Raw genomic sequence first — 17,882 nt, forward strand, 5'->3', positions numbered from 1 at the left:
CCCCCCGGCACGGCCCCGACCCACCGCACCCGCGGAGGCGCCACGCGCGCCCCCACCGAAGCCGCACAGGCCGCCGCAGGTACCCCGCACCACCCGAACAGCCGCACCCAAACGGCAAAAGTGGCCCCGCCCACCCGGGCGGGGCCACTCACATCACCGCAGTCCACGCTCCGCGCTCCGCGCGACGCGCTACGGCGTCACCGCCGAGCCACACCCTCGGCCCGGGCAGCCGCCGCCACCGCAGCGGTCACCGCCGGCGCGACCCGCTCGTCGAACGGCGACGGGATGACGTAGTCGGCCGCGAGGTCGTCCCCGACCACACCCGCCAGCGCCTCCGCGGCGGCCAGCTTCATGCCCTCCGTGATCCGCGACGCCCGCACCTGCAGTGCACCCGCGAAGATCCCCGGAAACGCCAGCACGTTGTTGATCTGGTTCGGGAAGTCCGACCGCCCGGTCGCCACGACGGCCGCGTACTTGTGCGCGACCTCGGGGTGCACCTCGGGATTCGGGTTCGCCATGGCGAAAACGAACGCCCCGTCGGCCATCGACGCCACCGCGTCCTCCGACACCGTCCCACCGGACACCCCGATGAACACATCGGCCCCGGCCAGCGCCGCCTCCAGCGACCCGCTGATGCCCGCCTTGTTCGTGAATCCGGCCAGCTCCCGCTTCACCGGCGTCAGATCGTCCCGGTCCGCCGACACGACACCCTTGCGGTCGGCCACCGCGACATCCCCGATCCCGGCCTCGACCAGCATCTTCGCGATCGCGACACCCGCCGCACCGGCGCCGGAGATGACGGCCCGCAGCTCCCCCAGCGCCCGCTTGCTCAGCCGCGCGGCGTTCCGCAGGGCCGCCAGCGTCACGACCGCCGTACCGTGCTGGTCGTCGTGGAAGACGGGAATGTCCAGCGCATCCTGGAGCTTCCGCTCGATCTCGAAGCACCGCGGCGCCGAGATGTCCTCCAGATTGACGCCGCCGAACGACGGCGCGAGCCGCACCACCGTCTCGACGATCTCGTCGACGTCCGTGCAGTTGAGCGCGATCGGAACCGCGTCCACGCCGCCGAACTGCTTGAACAGAATCGCCTTGCCCTCCATCACCGGGAGGGAGGCCTCGGGCCCGATGTCACCGAGCCCCAGCACGGCCGTACCGTCCGTCACGACGGCGACGACCGACGACTTCCACGTGTAGTCGTGCACCAGCTCCGGCTGCTCCGCGATCGCGCTGCACACCTTCGCGACGCCGGGCGTGTACGCCAGGGACAGGTCGTCCTTGTCACGGACCGGCACCGTGGCCTGCACGGCCATCTTGCCGCCGCGGTGGAGCGCGAACGCCGGATCGAAGGAGTCGAGGGGCTCCGCACCGCCCTCGTGACCCGTATGGTCCGTCGTGCTCTCGCTGCGAGGATTGACGATCTCCGCTGCCACTTCGTTTTACCCCTTAAATCTTCATTGGTCTGAGGGTGGCCACTCCTGGTGAGGCGTGGGCGGGACCGCGTACGGCCGTGGTCGTGCTGTGTACGTGATACGTACGGGCGCATACGCGATGGGCGCGCCGCACACGCGCCCTGAGCCCCGGATGAGGGGTGTAAAGAACCTTCTTACCGGACGGACGGCGCCGACGACGAGTCCATAACGCGAAGGTCACACACGGGCGCCCTGACTCTTCGTCCAATATCGGGACAAGGTCTGGACAAACCCTTGACAACCGCTCAAGCGTCGGCGAATCCCTCGGGCCCCGTATCGGATTCCCGGGACATACCGAAGATCTTCCTGCCGGAAGGAATGATTCCCGCAGAAGGTCCGGCCGTGATGTACCGGAGTGGTGCGGTTCGGGGGTCGCCCGTTATCCGATTTTGACATGGCTGGCCCCCAGAATGGCGCAGTCCGAATGGCAAGATGCCGTAATCACACGAGGTCGCGACACTCGAAGACGTGTGTTCTCGTCGACCCACGGCACTGCCGGCACCGTCGGCAGTCCACGGCACTGCCGAACCCATCGGCAGCGCTCAGCCCCATCGGCAACTCCACCCATCCGCCGGAGGAACCCACCATGACCGCAAGCTCCACCCGTCGTACGACCGCCGCGCACTCCCGGCTAGCAGCGGTCGGTGCGATCGCGGTCGCAGGCGCGCTGATGCTCACCGGATGCGGTGACCAGACCAAGGACACCGGGAAGGACAGCGAGACCGCCACGGCCGCGGCCCCGCTCGCCGACAAGCTGCCGCAGTCGATCCGCGACAAGGGCGTCATCAAGGTCGGTGCGGACATCGCGTACGCCCCGGTCGAGTTCAAGGACAGCTCCGGCAAGGTCGTCGGCATCGACCCGGACATCGCGGCCGCCATGGGCAAGCAGCTCGGTGTCGACTTCCAGTTCGAGAACGGCACCTTCGACACGCTGATCACGGGCCTGCGCTCCAAGCGGTACGACGTCGCGATGTCCGCGATGACCGACTCCAAGGAGCGCCAGGAGGGCATCGACTCCAAGACCGGCAAGAAGGTCGGCGAGGGCGTCGACTTCGTGGACTACTTCACCGCCGGTGTCTCGATCTACACCAAGAAGGGCGACGACCAGGGCATCAAGAACTGGTCCGACCTGTGCGGCAAGAAGATCGTGCTCCAGCGCGGCACGGTCTCCGAGGAACTCGCCAACGCCGAGGCGAAGAAGTGCCCGGCCGGCAAGAAGCTCTCGATCGAGGCGTTCGACAACGACCAGCAGGCCCAGACGCGCCTGCGCGCGGGCGGCGCCGACGCCGGCTCGTCCGACTTCCCGGTCGCCGCGTACGCCGTGAAGACCTCCGGTGGCGGCAAGGACTTCCAGCTGGTCGGCGAGCAGGTCCAGGCCGCTCCGTACGGCATCGCGGTCGCCAAGAACCAGACGCAGCTCCGCGACGCCCTCAAGGCCGCGCTGGACGCGATCATCAAGAACGGCGAGTACGAGAAGATCCTCAAGAAGTGGGGCGTGACGGACGGCGCCGTCCAGGAAGCCACCATCAACGCCGGCGGCAAGTGACGCGACGCAGCGGCACTGAAAGGCAACACCCGTGACTGTTGACATCGACAAGACGTCGGGGCCGTCCGACACGCCCCCGGCCGGACCGGAGGCCATCAAGGCCATCCCGGTCCGGCACTACGGGCGGTACGTCTCCGCCGTCGTCGCCATCGCCCTGCTGGTCGGGGTCGTCTACGCGTTCTCCCAGGGCAAGATCAACTGGGGCGCAATCCCGGACTACTTCTTCGACGACCGCGTCCTGCAGGGCGTGGGCAGAACCCTCCTGATCACCGTCCTGTCCATGGTGATCGGCGTCGTCGGCGGCATCATGCTGGCCGTGATGCGCCTGTCGAAGAACCCGGTGACCTCGGCGATCTCGTGGTTCTACATCTGGTTCTTCCGCGGTACGCCGGTCCTGGTGCAGCTGGTGGTCTGGTTCAACCTGGGCCTGGTCTTCGAGTACATCAACCTCGGGCCGTTCTACAAGGACGAGTGGTCGGACTTCATGACCCCGTTCCTGACGGCGCTGCTGGGCCTCGGCCTCAACGAGGCGGCGTACATGGCGGAGATCTGCCGCGCCGGTCTGCTCTCGGTCGACGAGGGCCAGACGGAGGCGTCGCACGCGCTGGGCATGAGCCACTCCAAGACGCTGCGCCGGATCGTCATCCCGCAGGCGATGCGCGTGATCGTGCCGCCGACGGGCAACGAGGTCATCAACATGCTGAAGACGACCTCGCTGGTCTCGGTCGTCCAGTACTCCGAGTTGTTCCGCGTGGCCCAGGACATCGGGCAGACCTCCGGCGCCCCCGCCGAGATGCTGTTCCTGGCGGCGGCCTGGTACCTGCTGCTGACCTCGGTCTTCAGCATCGGCCAGTTCTACCTGGAGCGGTACTACGCGCGTGGTTCGAGCCGGTCGCTCCCGGCCACCCCGTTCCAGAAGATCAAGGCCAACCTGCTGTCCCTGTCGAACCGTCCGTCGGCGGGAGGTACCGCATGACTGCCATGGTCAAGGCCGAAGGCGTCCACAAGTCCTTCGGTCCCGTAGAAGTCCTCAAGGGCATCGACCTGGAGGTGAGGTCCGGCGAGGTGTTCTGCCTCATCGGCCCCTCCGGCTCCGGCAAGTCGACCTTCCTCCGGTGCATCAACCACCTGGAGAAGATCAACGCCGGCCGCCTGTACGTGGACGGGGAGCTGGTGGGCTACCGCCAGAAGGGCGACAAGCTCTACGAGCTGAAGGACAGCGAGGTCGCCCTCAAGCGCCGGGACATCGGCATGGTCTTCCAGCGCTTCAACCTGTTCCCGCACATGACGGCCGTGGAGAACGTCATGGAGGCACCGGTCCAGGTCAAGGGCGTGAGCAAGAGCCAGGCCCGGCAGCGGGCCCTGGAACTCCTGGACCGGGTGGGCCTGGCCGACAAGGCGGGCAGCTACCCCTCACAGCTCTCCGGCGGCCAGCAGCAGCGCGTCGCCATCGCCCGGGCCCTCGCCATGGACCCGAAGCTGATGCTGTTCGACGAGCCGACGTCGGCGCTCGACCCGGAGCTGGTCGGTGACGTCCTGGACGTCATGCGCGACCTCGCCGAGTCCGGCATGACGATGATCGTCGTGACGCACGAGATGGGCTTCGCCCGAGAGGTGGGCGACAGCCTGGTCTTCATGGACGGCGGTGTGGTGGTGGAATCCGGTCACCCGCGCGAGGTGCTGACGAACCCGCAGCACGAGCGGACGAAGTCGTTCCTGTCCAAGGTGCTCTGACGTCGCACACACCGAGGGGGCGGTACGGGAACTCCGTACCGCCCCCTTCGGCGTGCTACTTCATGGCGAGCAGCAGGGTGTCCGAGGGCGAGCACCACACCGGCCTGACCTCCGCGAACCCCTTTTCGCGCAGCACGCCCGCGTGCCACGCCACCGACGGCATGTCGCCGTCCGCGTGGTCGCCGTAGATCTCGTAGCGCCGGGCCGTGGGCTCCGCGAGGACCGGATCCTCGGCGGCGAGCTGCCACCACTCCGTCCAGCCGAGGACGCCGGATTCCCTGGCCTGTTCCATGCGGGCGTGGCGCTGTGCGCGCTCGGCGGCGTTGATCCGGGGAGTCGTCTCGTCGATCATGTGGTCCGCGTTCATGAAGACACCGCCGTCGCGGACCACTCCCGCGACCTGGCCGTAGAGGTCCGCGAGGGGTTCCCGGTGCAGCCAGTGCAGGGCCGTCGCGGTCAGGACGGCGTCGTACGAGTCGTACGGCAGCTTCGCCGGCCAGTCGGGGTCCTTGAGGTCGGCGGTGACGAAGCCGACCCGCTCGTCGTCCGCGAAGGTGCCCCGGGCGATGGCGAGGAGGGCCGGGTCGAGGTCGACGCCGGTGCTGGTGGCCTCCGGGAACCGGGCGAGCAGCCGGGCGGTGATGCTGCCCGTGCCGCAGGCGAGGTCGAGCACGCGCGGGGCGGTGCCCACGAGGGCCTCGACCATGTCGAGCATGATCCGGAAGCGTTCCTCGCGGTCGGGCAGGTACCACTCCTGCTGCCGGTCCCAGCTCTGCTGCCAGGCCTGCCAGTCGGTGGTGGCCGTGGTGATGTCCGCGTCCGTCATCGAGCCCCTCCCTCGTAATACCCTGGAAGCACAATCAGCTGTTACAAGTGCGCGCTCACGACAATAAAGCCCCTCCGTAAGGACTACAAGTGGAACTGGCCTATTACTCGGACTATGCCGTGCGCCTCGTCAACACGGAGGAACCGGCCCGGGGCAAGGACTCCCTGACGTCGGTCGAGGCGGTCCGCGAGCTGTTCGGCGCCCAGCAGTCGGCGGCGCGCCGCGCCACGGACGCGGACGTGACCCGCTTCCGCTCGGTCCGGACCCGGCTGCGCGCGGTCTTCGAGGCGGCCGACAGCGGCGACGAGCAGCTCGCCGTGGACCTGCTGAACTCACTGCTGCTGGAGTTCCCGGTGAGCCCGCAGATCTCCGGGCACGACATCCGCGACGACGACGGCCGCCCCCTGTGGCACATGCACCTGGCGGACCACCCGTCCAACGCGACCGCGGGCTACGCGGCGATCGCGGCGATGGGGCTGGCGTTCCACCTGACCGAGTACGGCGTGGACCGGCTCGGCCTGTGCGAGGCCGCGCCCTGCCGCAACGCCTACCTGGACACCTCCACCAACCGCTCCCGGCGCTACTGCTCCGACCGCTGCGCCACCCGCGCCAACGTGGCGGCCTACCGCGCCCGCAAGCGCCTCGAAGCGACCCGGCCCGACCTGCCCGAGAACACGGGCCTGGCGGCCGACAGCGCCCAGCCCAGCAGCGCCCAGGGCGAACGCAGGCCGGGCCTGCGCGGCCGGTAGCGGAACCGGACCCGTCCCAGCACCAGGTCGTCGGGCACGACGCCGTAGTCGGTGCTGTCACCGCCGGCGTACGCGTTGTCCCCGAGCACCCACCAGCCGTTCTCACGCCGCTGGGCGATCCGCTTGACGACCAGCAGGTCCTGCTGGAAGGGGTGCCGCAGCACGACGACGTCACCTGGCTTGATCCGGGCTCCGTAGTGCACCAGGAGCCGGTCCCCGTGGTACAGCGTGGGCACCATGGACGGACCGGTCACCTCGGCCACCCCGAAGGGCGCGGCCGACCTCCCCCGCTCGGACTCCTGCGACAGCTCCGGCATCACCCGGCACCTCCCCGGTTCTTCGTCCACCAGTCTCAGTCTCACCCCGGACTTTTGTCCTAAGCCCATGGGGGCACTCGCGAAAACCGCTCCCCCACGGAGTAATGTCCCCTGTGAGAAGACGATCACGAGGAAGGAATGCTCCATGCTTTCCCGCCTGTTTGCCCCCAAGGTCAAGGTCAGCGCACACTGCGACCTTCCCTGCGGTGTGTACGACCCTGCCCAGGCCCGCATCGAGGCGGAGTCGGTGAAGGCCATCCAGGAGAAGATGGCCGGCAACGACGACCCGCACTTCCAGGCGCGTGCCACCACCATCAAGGAGCAGCGCGCGGAGCTCGCGAAGCACCACGTGTCCGTGCTGTGGAGCGACTACTTCAAGCCGCCGCACTTCGAGAAGTACCCCGAGCTGCACCAGCTGGTCAACGACACCCTCAAGGCCCTCTCGGCCGCCAAGGGTTCGACCGACCCGGCGACCGGCCAGAAGGCGCTGGACTACATCGCCCAGATCGACAAGATCTTCTGGGAGACCAAGAAGGCCTGATCTTGAATCATGCCCCCTGACCTGCGATTTCTCTGGTTGCAGCGTCTCCTGGTCCGCACCCGGTCCACAGGCCGCCGAAAACGGCGTCCATGACGGTCCGGGTGCGGCCTTTTTCTTCCTGCCATCCACTCCGCCTTCCAGCGGCGGCGGTTGAGGGGCTCTCCCGCCGGCGCCGAGCGGCACGAGGGACGCGAAGAGAGAATCAGCCACCGCGAGCCGGCGTGCGCACCGGAAACTCACTCTTCTTTCACACCAGTCACACAGTGAACTGGCAGATGAACAGGGGGACATGCCGACCCCTGACCTCTCGCCGACTGTATGACGCGTTCACGCCATTCCTCCGTCGCACCACCTGGGTCTCTTGACCCTCAGCTTTGGCCTGTGCCTATGGTGACCTCCGCAAACGCAGCGTGACCAAGCTGCCAGACAGTGCGTCACCCAGCACATGGGGGGACGCCGTCGCCATGGGGGGATACATCGTCATGCCTCGGTGCCGGGCTTTTGGCGCACGCCGATTCGGCCTTGCCTGCCTGCCCGCCTTCATACGGCTCCCCTGACACCTAGCGCAGTGAACTGCCTGGGCTGACATGCGCGGCTCTGCTCCCTTTTATCCCCATTCACTCACGTTTTTGAGAACTCCGACCGCTGGAGGAGAAGCCGCCACATGGCTGATGAGAAGGTTCTCGCTGCCCAAAAATGGGTCAACGCCACCTACGGCAAGGTGTCGGGCTACGCGAAGTGCCCCGAGGACGGAAAGACCGGCTGGGCCACCATGTACGCCCTCACCATGGGGTTACAGCACGAGCTCGGCATCAGTCCCGTCGTGGCGAGCTTCGGGGACGGCACCCTAGCCAAGGTCACCGCGCTCGGCACCATCGGCCTCGGGTGGAAGAAGAACGCCAACATCGTCAAGATCATCCGCCACGCCCTGTTCTGCAAGGGCTACTGGGGCGGCGACACGGCGGTGGCCCAGTTCGACACGGACGCCGCGGCGGCGGTCGACAAGGTGAAAGAGAACATGGGCCTGCCCAAGGACGGCGGGGTGGTCCAGGCGAAGGTGCTCAAGGCCCTTCTCAACATGGACGCCTACATCACCGTCGCCGGAGGCACGGACAAGATCCGGTCCATCCAGCAGTGGCTGAACAAGAACTACTGGACGAAGAAGACGTTCTTCATAGGCCCCGCTGACGGGATCTACTCGCGGGACGTGCAGCAGTCGCTGATGAAGGCGATCCAGCTGGCGATCGGCATCGCGGAGACGGACGCGAACGGCAACTTCGGTCCCGGCACGCAGTCCGGCATCAAAGCGCACACCGTCGGCCCCGGGTCGTCCGGCCTGTTCGTCCAACTCTTCTCCGCGGCCTGCGTGTTCAACGAGCCCGTTCCCGGATACGGCGAGCCCGACGCCGCCACCCACTTCACCGACACATGGGATGCCGACGTCGAAGGCTGGGTGAAGGCGTTCCAGACGTTCTCCCAACTCCCCGTCACGGGAAAGGGCGACTACACCACCTGGGCGCAGCTCCTGGTGTCCATGGGAGACCCCGACCGGCCGGCCACGGCTTCCGACACCGCCTACACGATCACCCCCTCCCGCGGCGCCAGGATGTACGCCGACGGCTACCGGTATGTCGGCCGGTACCTCAACGAGGCCTCGGCGGGCGGCGGAACGAAGATGCTGGAGCCGGGCGAGCTCGACAACATCTTCAAGGCCGGGCTGCGCGTTTTCCCGATCTTCCAGGACCACGGCAGGAGCCTGTCGGAGTACTACTGGGGCAATGGTTACAAGCACGGCCAGTGGGCCCATGACCAGGCCGCTCACTTCGGCTTCAACCGGGGCACGGTGATCTATTTCGCTGTCGATTACGACGCGACGCAGGAGGACATGCCGCGCATCCAGGAGTACTTCCGCGGAGTCACCTCCGGCCTCGCCTCGAAGGGCAAGCGGTACCTCCACGGCGTGTACGGTTCCCGGAATGTGTGCGCGGAGGTGACGAAGGAGAGCTACGCCGCATACTCGTTCGTCTCCGGCATGTCCTGGGGTTTCTCCGGCAACCTCGGCTTCCCCCTGCCGGCGAACTGGTCGTTCAACCAGATCAAGGAATACAAGGTCACCAACGGCAGTGACACCTTCTGGCTGGACCGCGACGCGCACCGGGCCGGCTCCGACAACAGCCAGAAGGACGTCAACCGTGTCGTGTCCCCCGCCGCGGACTTCCTGGCGAACATCGACCGGCTCTACAGCCTGGCCAAGAGCTACGGAAAGGGCGACCCGAACCGGTTGGTCACGGACTATTACCGGCAGGAGCGCTACGCGGGGCGCGAGTGGAAGAACCTGATCGGCGAAGTCGACTGGGCGTTCATCGAGTACGCCAACAGCCGGGGCGTTGAGCTGCTGTCCGACTTCACCGACCCCTTCACGGGGCAGACCATGGGCCCACAGCACCTGCTGGCCACCGCGGCCGGACACATGATCAAGCCGCCACTGTCCGACAAGCGCAAGGCCAACCGGGGTGACGTGGCCGGGTGGGCAGGCGACCTGATGACGTTCTACGGGGAATGGCGTCGCGACAGTGACTCCTTCGCCAACGGCTACACCTACTGCACCGAACGCCTCGGCAAGATCGGCGTGGCCTCCTCATTCGGCTTCAACGACCTCGTCGAGGACGCCGACGGGTTCCTCCTGGCCGAGAAGATGCGATCCGGTGTGCCCATCACCACGGCCGTGCGCGAGCACTACGAGAAGTCCGGCGGGATAACCCGCTTCAGGGACTACCTCGCCAAGCGGTTCGGCACCTCGCAGGCCACCGCAGTGGACGCCGCGTTCCACATCCTCACGTCGATCGACGATCCGCTCGTCAATGTCGGACGTATCTTCCTCGAACAGCAGACGGGCGGAGCCGCCATGGTCTATTCCCACCTGCTTCCCGAGGACAGGCTGAGGAATTACTGCCTCGGCTTCGCCGAAGCGCTGATCGCTCGCGCCGGGCTTGAGGCCCGCAGCCAGGCGAAGATGAAGTCCAACCACGCCAGGCTGTTCGCGGACGGTGCGGACTGATGGATTCCTGGATCCTGGCGGTGCTCTTCGTCGGCTTCGGTCTGGCCTTCGTACGCGTCCGGAAGGGCCGACGTCTTCTCGGCCTGCTCAAGGCATCCACCGCCACGGGGACCCTCTGCTACCTGCTCGGCTGGTCCCAGGTCCACTTCGCCTTCCCGTCGCATGCCTGTCCCGACTTCTTCGACAGGCGCCCCATCGTCCGCTTCGACCGCTACGAGGACGGCGTTTTCCCGCTGCACGCCACCTGCCACTGGGACGACGGCGCGCGGAAGGAACTCGTGAGCGGCTGGGTCAATCCACTCCTGTTCACCTGTATGGCCGTGCTGACCGGCTGCCTGGTGACGTTGGCGGTCCTTACCTACCGCCGCTACCGGAAAGGACACACGCGTTGAGCGACACCGCTCACATACTCACCCGCCGTCAGACTCTCGGCCTGGCCGCCGGTCTCACGGCAGGAGCGCTCCTCGCGACTGCTCCCACCGCTGCCGCATCCGCTCCCGGGCCGAACGCGTGGCCTGGCCGACGGTCCGAGAACGGCTGGCCCGTCGTGGACGGTGACCGCATCGCGCTCTTCCGCGTCGAAGGCACCGCCGTCGACGTGCCGCTGCTGAAGGGCGACGTGGCCACGGTGCTGCTCCACGTGGTCCGCCGGTTCGCGTACGAGATCGACATGCTCCGCCCCGGCGACGTTCGGGGCCACACCGACCGCGGCGCTGTCGCGGCCGGCTTCGAGTCGAACCACCTGTCCGGTACCGCGATCGCGGTACGCCCGCTCTTCTATCCGCTGGGAGCGCAGAAGGGCACCGGCCTGTCCGATCTGGAGAGGGTCGTCGTCGCGGACATCCTCGCCGACTGCCAGGGCGTCATCGCCTGGGGCGGACACGCAAAGCCGGTCAAGGAGTCCCACTTTCAGATCGACGTGCACCCCGGTGATCCCAGACTTGCCCAGCTAGCCCGCCGGATCCGTGGCGAGGATGCAGGCCCGGGATCCGGCGCCGGATCGATCGACCCGTTCCTCCCGAGCCGCCGGAAAAATGCCGCGGCTTACCTCTGAACCAGTCCAGTCCTCAGCACCAGTCCAGTCCTCGAAGAAGGGAACTCGGAGTTCCATGCGCACACTGCTACGCGCCGTTGCCCCGGCCGCTGCTCTCCTCTCCGCTCTCGTAGCCGCTCCCCAGGCCGTCGCGGAGGACCACGCTTCCACGGGCACCGGCATGGTCGTCCCTGGGACCGGCGTCCAGTTCTCCGAAGCCGGCGCGCGCAACCCACAGACCCGCGCCGCCGCAGCCGAGGACCTGGCGGCGGTCCGCGCCACAGCCTCGCTGTGCGGAAGCGGATACGAGCTGGAAAGAGCGGAACGCCTTCCCGACGAACGGCGCTTCGGGACCCTGTTCACCTACACCAAGCACACGACCGGCAGGCACGGGGCGTGCGCGGTCTTCGACAACAACCTCGGCACCGCGAAGAAGATGAAGCTCAAGCTGTGCCCGAACAAGACCGATGTGCCGTGCAAGGTGGACGAGGGCACCTTCTCGCAGTACGCGGGGCCGGTGAAGTACGAGACCACCGGCAGCGACTCGGTGGACTGCGCCTCGGTGACGGCCATCATGTGGTCGAACGGTGTCGCGATCATCGACCGGGAAAAGACCGTCGCGGCATGTGACTGATCACCACCAACCGAAGGGGTCCGGCCGGGAGGACCGGCCGGGCCCCTTCGGCGTGGGACGGTCGGTGCCGGTCAGTGGAACTGCGGGACGATCAGAGCGATCCCGTACGCCACCACGGCCGCGCAGGCGAGGAAGCACAGCGTCGCCTGGGTGAGGCCGAGGGCGGAGGTACGGCCCTGCTGTTCGCGGGCGCCCTCCAGTTGGGCGAGGCCGAGGACGCCGAGGGCGAAGACGACGACCACCGCGACGGTGACGCCGATGCTCACCGCGGTGACCTGGCCGAGTGCGGTCCAGTCCAGATGCATGTCGACTCCCCTTCGTTCAGGCGGCCGTGCCGACCTTGGCCGGCGGCTCGGTGCGGATGGTGACCTCGTGCGTGTCGTTGACGTTGTGCGCGTGCACCGGGTTGCGGCGGGAGACGACCACGATGCCCGTGGCGAGGGCCGCGCCGACCAGGGCGACGACCGCCGTACCGAGGTCGCCGCCGCTCTGCACCACGCTCGCGGCCAGGCCACCGACCAGCGCGGCGGCGGGCAGCGTGATCAGCCACGCCACCGCCATGCGGCCCGCGACGCCCCAGCGGACCTCCGCGAGCCTGCGGCCGAGCCCCGCGCCGAGGATGCTGCCGGAGGCGACCTGAGTGGTGGACAGGGCGAAACCGAGGTGTGCGGACGTCAGGATGACGGCGGTGGAGGCGGTCTCGGCGGCGAAGCCCTGCGGCGACTGGATCTCGGTGAGACCCTTGCCCATGGTGCGGATGATGCGCCAGCCGCCGAGATACGTGCCGAGGCCGATGGCGATGCCCGCGGACGCGATCACCCACAGGGGCGGCCCGGCGTTGTGGCCGAGCGCCCCGGCCGAGATCAGGGTGAGGGTGATGACGCCCATCGTCTTCTGCGCGTCGTTCGTGCCGTGGGCGAGGGAGACCAGCGAGGCCGAGGCGATCTGACCGATCCGGAAGCCCTTGGTCACGGAGTCCTTGCGGGCGCGGTCGGTGAGCCGGTAGGCGAGGTAGGTGGCCAGCAGCGCGGCGGCACCGGCCACGACCGGCGAGGCCACCGCCGGCACCAGCACCTTCTCGACGACCTTGTCGAAGTTGACGCCGTGGCTGCCCGCCCCGACCCACACGGCCCCGATCAGCCCGCCGAACAGGGCGTGCGAGGAACTCGACGGCAGTCCCAGCAGCCAGGTCAGCAGATTCCAGAGGATCGCGCCGACGAGCCCCGCGAAGATCATGCCCGGGGTGACGAGGGTGTCGTCCACGATGCCGCCCGAGATGGTCTTGGCGACCTCGGTGGACAGAAAGGCACCGACCACGTTGAGGACACCGCTGATCAGGACCGCCGTACGGGGAGCGAGTGCGCCGGTGGCGATGGACGTGGCCATCGCGTTCGCCGTGTCGTGGAATCCGTTGGTGAAGTCGAAGGCTAGCGCCGTCACGATGACGACCGCCACGAGGAACGTGATGTGGTCCATTCCTGAATGCAAACAAGTGCAGGCCAATAGGCGGGGAACGGCGAGGCAAAGGCTGGTCAAGGTTCACGCGGGTGGCGGCGACGTCGCCCCTCCACCAGCGCGCACCTGCGGATCCTTCCCGAACCACGGCAGACCCTCATGCCCACGTCCCCACGCTAGTCCCTCAACCGCGCGGCCCGTGCCTGGAGGTAACGGTGCTCGGGCAGGCTGAGGGTCTGCGCGGCCGCCGACTCGTAGGCGGCCCGGGCGGCTTGGGGGTCGCCCGCGCGTTCCAGGAGGTGACCCCGTACGGCGTCCACGCGGTGCCCTTTCAACTCGCCTGCCAGGGCGTCCAGTTCGACCAGGCCGGCGTGCGGGCCGTGGACCATGGCGACGGCGACCGCGCGGTTGAGTCGTTCGACGGGGCCGGGGACCAGACGGACGAGGACGTCGTACAGGCCCAGGATCTCGGTCCAGTCCGTCGCCTCGGGTGAGGGCGCCTCGTCGTGGACGGCGGCGATCGCGGCACGCAGCTGGTACGGCCCGGGCCGACCCTGGGACAGCGCCGAGGTGACCAGCGCGACACCCTCCTCGATCGCGGCCTTGTCCCACCGGTCCCGGTCCTGCTCGTCGAGGGGGATCAACTCGCCGTGCGGTCCGCTGCGCGCATCGCGGCGGGCGTCGGTGAGCATCATCAGCGCGAGCAGGCCGGCCACCTCACCGTCGTCGGGAAGCAGCCGGTGGACCGTACGGGCCAGGCGTACGGCCTCGCCCGCGAGGTCCCGGCGCTGGAGAGCGGCTCCGGAGGTGGCCGTGTAGCCCTCGTTGAAGATGAGGTAGAGGGTCTGGAGGACGGACGGCAGCCGCTCTTCCCAGCGCTCCGGGCGACCGAAGCGCACGCCCCGCACCTTGTGCTTGGCCCGGCTGATCCGCTGCGCCATCGTCGCCTCCGGCACCAGGTACGCGCGGGCGATCTCCGCCGTGGTCAGACCGCCGACGGCGCGCAGCGTGAGCGCGATCTGGGCGGGCGGCGTCAGGTCCGGATGGCAGCACAGGAAGAGCAGCGAGAGGGTGTCGTCCTCGCGGGGAGCCCGCTCCCCGGGCGGCGGTGCGGTGAAGGCGTCGCGGGGCGTGAGCGCCGCCGCCCGCTCCTCGCGCTGCCGCCGCGCCTCCTCGCTGCGCAGGGCGTCGGTCAGTCGCCGCGACGCGACCTTGATCAGCCAGCCGCGCGGATTGCCGGGCACGCCCGCCTCGGGCCACTGCCCGGCCGCCGCGAGCAGCGCCTCCTGTACGGCGTCCTCGGCGGCGTCGAAGTGCCCGTACCGCCTGACCAGCGCACCGAGGACCTGCGGCGCGTCACGGCGCAGCAGGTCCTCGATCTCGGGTGTGCTCCTCACCGGCGCGCCCGTCGGCGTATCCAGGCCCTCAGATCTCCCCGGAGCCGTCCATGATCGGACGGATCACCACCGGGTGGTCGGGGGCGCCGGCCGGCTGGGGACACCGGGCGACACGCTCGGCGATCTCGGTGACCCGATCCAGGCTCTCGCACTCCAGGACCCAGTAGCCGGCCAGCAGCTCCTTGGTCTCGCTGTACGGCCCGTCGGTGATCACTGCCTTGCCGTCGTCACCGAGGGTGACGTGCCGGGTCTGCGCCGGTTCGGCCAGGCCTTGCCCGTCGACGAATTCGCCCGTCTCGGAGAGGTCGTCGTTGATGGCGCCCATGTAGGCGAACATGGCCTGGAGTTCTTCCTCGCTCCACGCGGGGGAGTTCGCCGACGCCCTGCCGCGCATGGCCTCGTAGTCCGCCTGTGTGCCCTGCACCATGACCAGGTACTTCATCAGTCCGCTCCTTCGGCTCTCACCGCCCTGGCGGGCGGCTCTCACAGGGGACGTCGGAGCCGGGCCGGGATTCTCGACACGAGCTCAGGAATTTTCCGCGACAGTTTCTCCTGGGGCGTCTTCGGGCGACGTCGTCGCAGGTGAGGCGGTGCGCTCGGCGGACCGGGGCGGGGCGGTGCTCCGGGTGTCCTCGGCGGCCTGATCGCCCTCGGCGGTTTCCGCTTCGTAGGCCCCGCACTCGGGGTTGCGGCAGGGACCCGCCACCCACAGCGGGACCCACGCGCCCAGCGTCTTGTGGCGCCGGACGACCGTTTCCACTGGCTGTCCGCAGGTCGGACAGACATGTCCTTCGCTGCCCATGTCCTCAGGGTAGGCCGGTCGGCGGCTCAGCGCTTCCTGCTGTAGGTGCGCACCAGCACCCCGTTGCCGAACGTGCGCACCGACTCGAGGGTGAACTCCGAGATCGCGAATCCGGAACCGAACATCGGCATGCCCGCGCCGTACACGAGCGGGTAGGTCTTGATGACGAGCTCGTCGATCTCGTCGAGCAGTTCGCCCGCGATCCGCGAGCCACCGCACAGGTAGATGCCGAACTCGCCGTCCTCGGCCTTCAGTTCGCGGACCTTGCCGACGAGGTCGTCCGCGATGATCTCGACGTTCGGGTCGGGCGACTCCTTCAGCGTGCTGGAGGCGACGTATTCGCGCAGGTGGGCATAGGGGCTGGTGATGCCCTCCCTCAAGGCGAGCTCGTAGCTGCCGCGGCCCTGGACGACGGTGTCGAACCGCTTGTTCGGCAGGTCGTCGAAGCCGAGGGCCCGGCGGCCCTGGGTGGCCGCGGTCTCCGGATACTCCGTCTTCAGGAAGGCGAGGAACTCCCCGTCGACGAAGCGGAGCATCGACGTCGCGTCGCCGCCCGGGTCCCCGATGAAGCCGTCGATGGAGCAGGCGATGAAGTACGTGAGCTTTCGCAAGCCGGTCTCATTTCGTAGGCTGCCGCTACAAGGACTTCAGTTGTAGTACTCCTGATGTAGTGGTTGCAAGGGATTATCCGCGAACCGTGGAAAGTGGGAGAAGGGACTCCGCATGGTCAGCAATCCCGGGCGCAGGGCCGCGCTCGTCGACGCCGGCGTCGAGGTGCTCGCGCGCGAGGGAGCACGCGGGCTGACGTTCCGCGCGGTGGACGCGGAGGCCGGCGTGCCCCTGGGCACGGCCTCCAACTACTTCACGGACCGCGGCGACCTGCTGCGCCAGATCGACACCCGGCTGCACGTACGGCTCGCGCCCGACCCCGACGTGGTCGCCGAGCTGATGACCCGCCCCAAGGACCGCTCACTGGTCACGGCGTTCATGTACGACCTCATGGCCCGCGCGACCCGCGACCGCACGGGCTATCTGGCCCTCATGGAACTGCGCCTGGAGGCCACCCGGCGTCCCGAACTGCTCGCCTCCTACACCAAGTCGGTGCGCGGTGACCTGGAGGAGGCCATGGAGTTCCACCGGACGGCCGGCCTGCCCGGCGGCGACGAGTCCGTCGCCGTGCTGTACCTGGCCATGCTCGGCCTCCTCCTGGAGCATCTGACCCTGCCGGGCGTCCTGGAGGGTGTACTGCCCGGAGTGAGCGTGCCGGAGGGGCTGGTGCAGAAGATCGTGGCGACGGTGCTGCCGGAGGGGGAGGAGGCCGGGGGCTGACCGGCCGGGGGAGGTTGGGTCCGGCCGGCCCGGGGGCGGAGGGGCCATGCCGGCCGGGAGGGTCGGAGGGGAAGTCGGCCGGGAGGGCCAGACGGGCCAGGGAAGGGGGCCCGTCAGGCCGGGGGCCGGTCAAGCCGAGGCCCGTCAGGCCACGGGGCCCGTCAGGCCACGGTGTCGGTCGGACCACGGGGCCGGCCGGGCCGGGGGTCGGCGGAGAGTCAGGACGCCGTCCCTGCGGGACGGGGTTCGCGCCACATCGGCCACATGGTCGGGCCGCCCTCCGGGAGGTCGAGCACCGGGCCGGCGAGTTCGAAGCCGAGGCGCTCGTACAGCTTGCGGCTGCGGGCGTTGCTCGCCTCCAGGTAGGCGGGCAGTCCCTCGCGATCGCAACGGTCGAGGACCGACGCGATGAGCGCCGTGCCGAGACCCTCACCCTGTCGGCCGGGGGCGACGCCGATCATCCACAGGTACTCGTGGGCCCGCCCGGAGGGGTGGATGGCGGCGGTCAGCCGGCCGATCGCCTCGATGCGTTCGTTGTCCGGGTCGACGGCGTGCCGCACCTGGGCCGGACCGTCGTCCTCGGCGTCGCCGTCATGGTCGTCGGCCGGCATGGAGAGCCACAGCGCACAGGCCGAGCCGTCCTCGGTGAGGTCGATACGCCCGGCCGCGAGCACGATGTCGGTGAAGGCGGCCATGAGTGCGGGATGGTTGGCACGACGGTCCTCCGCCCCTGGGAAGACCCAGCCGCTCACGGGGTCGTCCTGGAACGCCTCGTCCAGCAGCCGGACGACCAGGTCCCGGTCGCCCTCGCCCGCCGTGCGGATCGCCACACCCATGTCCCGCCCCTTCACTCGTCCGACGGGCGTTGATCGTAGGGCGGTTGGGAGCCGCCCCGGCGAACGGGGCGGGAGCTTGGCGGGATTTCATCGAACAGTTGCCCAAAGCGGCTGTAGTCACCGGCCTTAGAGCTCCTAACGGAATGCGGTTCGTAG

At 68.7% G+C, this 17,882-nt stretch carries 19 protein-coding genes and 1 pseudogene; 10 read left to right on the forward strand and 10 right to left on the reverse strand.

Going from position 1 to position 17,882, the window contains the following annotated elements:
* Window positions 1-197: 197 nt before the first annotated feature.
* Window positions 198-1,430, reverse strand: coding sequence for an NADP-dependent malic enzyme (locus tag GTY47_RS35580; RefSeq protein ID WP_010040387.1), 1,233 nt, complete (start codon window positions 1,428-1,430; stop codon window positions 198-200).
* A gap of 625 nt (window positions 1,431-2,055) precedes the next feature.
* Between GTY47_RS35580 and GTY47_RS35585 the strand changes: the two genes are divergently transcribed.
* The 3 genes from GTY47_RS35585 to GTY47_RS35595 are packed head-to-tail and all read left to right on the forward strand — an operon-like array spanning window position 2,056 to window position 4,749.
* Window positions 2,056-3,015, forward strand: coding sequence for an ABC transporter substrate-binding protein (locus GTY47_RS35585; RefSeq protein ID WP_029181206.1), 960 nt, complete (start codon window positions 2,056-2,058; stop codon window positions 3,013-3,015).
* Between the two features lie 31 nt (window positions 3,016-3,046).
* Window positions 3,047-3,991 carry an amino acid ABC transporter permease gene (locus tag GTY47_RS35590; protein ID WP_010040391.1) on the forward strand — a complete coding sequence of 315 codons (945 nt, stop codon included), beginning with the start codon at window positions 3,047-3,049 and terminating at the stop codon, window positions 3,989-3,991.
* Window positions 3,988-4,749, forward strand: coding sequence for an amino acid ABC transporter ATP-binding protein (locus tag GTY47_RS35595; protein ID WP_029181207.1), 762 nt, complete (start codon window positions 3,988-3,990; stop codon window positions 4,747-4,749). The genes GTY47_RS35590 and GTY47_RS35595 overlap by 4 nt, the downstream gene beginning before the upstream one ends.
* A 55-nt stretch (window positions 4,750-4,804) precedes the next feature.
* Here the strand turns inward: GTY47_RS35595 and GTY47_RS35600 are convergent, their stop codons facing one another.
* The gene (locus GTY47_RS35600) at window positions 4,805-5,575 is read right to left on the reverse strand and encodes a class I SAM-dependent methyltransferase (protein ID WP_010040393.1); all 771 of its coding nucleotides are present in this window, start codon (window positions 5,573-5,575) and stop codon (window positions 4,805-4,807) included.
* 89 nt (window positions 5,576-5,664) lie between these two features.
* Between GTY47_RS35600 and GTY47_RS35605 the strand changes: the two genes are divergently transcribed.
* Window positions 5,665-6,324, forward strand: coding sequence for a CGNR zinc finger domain-containing protein (locus GTY47_RS35605; RefSeq protein WP_010040394.1), 660 nt, complete (start codon window positions 5,665-5,667; stop codon window positions 6,322-6,324).
* A 17-nt stretch (window positions 6,325-6,341) separates the two neighbouring features.
* On the opposite strand, the pseudogene sodX reads toward GTY47_RS35605, so the two are convergent.
* A pseudogene (gene sodX / locus GTY47_RS41990) lies at window positions 6,342-6,899 on the reverse strand (nickel-type superoxide dismutase maturation protease); the annotation flags it as partial.
* On the opposite strand from sodX, the gene sodN reads away from it, so the two are divergent.
* From sodN to GTY47_RS35635, 5 genes are all read left to right on the forward strand, one after another.
* A complete protein-coding gene (gene sodN, locus GTY47_RS35615; protein ID WP_010040396.1) occupies window positions 6,787-7,182 on the forward strand; it encodes a superoxide dismutase, Ni in 396 nt (131 codons plus the stop codon). The pseudogene sodX and the gene sodN overlap by 113 nt on opposite strands.
* A 664-nt stretch (window positions 7,183-7,846) precedes the next feature.
* Window positions 7,847-10,240: a glycoside hydrolase domain-containing protein gene (locus tag GTY47_RS35620; protein WP_010040397.1), complete on the forward strand. Its 2,394-nt coding sequence runs from the start codon at window positions 7,847-7,849 to the stop codon at window positions 10,238-10,240.
* Window positions 10,240-10,632 (forward strand): hypothetical protein, encoded by a 393-nt coding sequence (locus GTY47_RS35625; RefSeq protein WP_010040400.1) that lies wholly within the window; start codon window positions 10,240-10,242, stop codon window positions 10,630-10,632. The genes GTY47_RS35620 and GTY47_RS35625 overlap by 1 nt, the downstream gene beginning before the upstream one ends.
* Window positions 10,629-11,294, forward strand: a complete 666-nt coding sequence (locus tag GTY47_RS35630) for a hypothetical protein (protein WP_029181208.1) — start codon at window positions 10,629-10,631, stop codon at window positions 11,292-11,294. The genes GTY47_RS35625 and GTY47_RS35630 overlap by 4 nt, the downstream gene beginning before the upstream one ends.
* Window positions 11,295-11,349: 55 nt before the next feature.
* Window positions 11,350-11,907, forward strand: a complete 558-nt coding sequence (locus GTY47_RS35635) for a hypothetical protein (RefSeq protein WP_010040404.1) — start codon at window positions 11,350-11,352, stop codon at window positions 11,905-11,907.
* Window positions 11,908-11,978: 71 nt separating this feature from the next.
* Here GTY47_RS35635 and GTY47_RS35640 read toward each other — a convergent pair whose 3' ends face one another.
* The 6 genes from GTY47_RS35640 to GTY47_RS35660 form a co-directional block, all read right to left on the reverse strand.
* Window positions 11,979-12,212 carry a hypothetical protein gene (locus GTY47_RS35640; RefSeq protein WP_010040406.1) on the reverse strand — a complete coding sequence of 78 codons (234 nt, stop codon included), beginning with the start codon at window positions 12,210-12,212 and terminating at the stop codon, window positions 11,979-11,981.
* A gap of 16 nt (window positions 12,213-12,228) precedes the next feature.
* Window positions 12,229-13,383 carry an inorganic phosphate transporter gene (locus tag GTY47_RS35645; RefSeq protein ID WP_010040408.1) on the reverse strand — a complete coding sequence of 385 codons (1,155 nt, stop codon included), beginning with the start codon at window positions 13,381-13,383 and terminating at the stop codon, window positions 12,229-12,231.
* Between the two features lie 155 nt (window positions 13,384-13,538).
* Complete coding sequence (locus GTY47_RS35650) at window positions 13,539-14,759, reverse strand: sigma-70 family RNA polymerase sigma factor (protein WP_010040410.1); 1,221 nt, start codon at window positions 14,757-14,759, stop codon at window positions 13,539-13,541.
* A 28-nt stretch (window positions 14,760-14,787) separates the two neighbouring features.
* Window positions 14,788-15,201, reverse strand: a complete 414-nt coding sequence (locus GTY47_RS35655; protein WP_010040417.1) for a YciI family protein — start codon at window positions 15,199-15,201, stop codon at window positions 14,788-14,790.
* 84 nt (window positions 15,202-15,285) lie between these two features.
* On the reverse strand, window positions 15,286-15,561 hold the full coding sequence (locus tag GTY47_RS41480) for a hypothetical protein (RefSeq protein WP_078602838.1): 276 nt from the start codon (window positions 15,559-15,561) through the stop codon (window positions 15,286-15,288).
* Window positions 15,562-15,587: 26 nt separating this feature from the next.
* Window positions 15,588-16,172, reverse strand: coding sequence for a dihydrofolate reductase family protein (locus GTY47_RS35660; protein ID WP_010040419.1), 585 nt, complete (start codon window positions 16,170-16,172; stop codon window positions 15,588-15,590).
* A gap of 112 nt (window positions 16,173-16,284) precedes the next feature.
* On the opposite strand from GTY47_RS35660, the gene GTY47_RS35665 reads away from it, so the two are divergent.
* Window positions 16,285-16,890, forward strand: coding sequence for a TetR family transcriptional regulator (locus GTY47_RS35665; RefSeq protein WP_010040422.1), 606 nt, complete (start codon window positions 16,285-16,287; stop codon window positions 16,888-16,890).
* 218 nt (window positions 16,891-17,108) lie between these two features.
* On the opposite strand, the gene GTY47_RS35670 is transcribed toward GTY47_RS35665, so the two are convergent.
* The gene (locus GTY47_RS35670; RefSeq protein WP_010040424.1) at window positions 17,109-17,726 is read right to left on the reverse strand and encodes a GNAT family N-acetyltransferase; all 618 of its coding nucleotides are present in this window, start codon (window positions 17,724-17,726) and stop codon (window positions 17,109-17,111) included.
* Between the last annotated feature and the right edge of the window lie 156 nt (window positions 17,727-17,882).

Origin of the sequence: Streptomyces sp. SID5464 (assembly GCF_009862985.1) — a bacterium.
Lineage (GTDB): Bacteria > Actinomycetota > Actinomycetes > Streptomycetales > Streptomycetaceae > Streptomyces > Streptomyces chartreusis_D.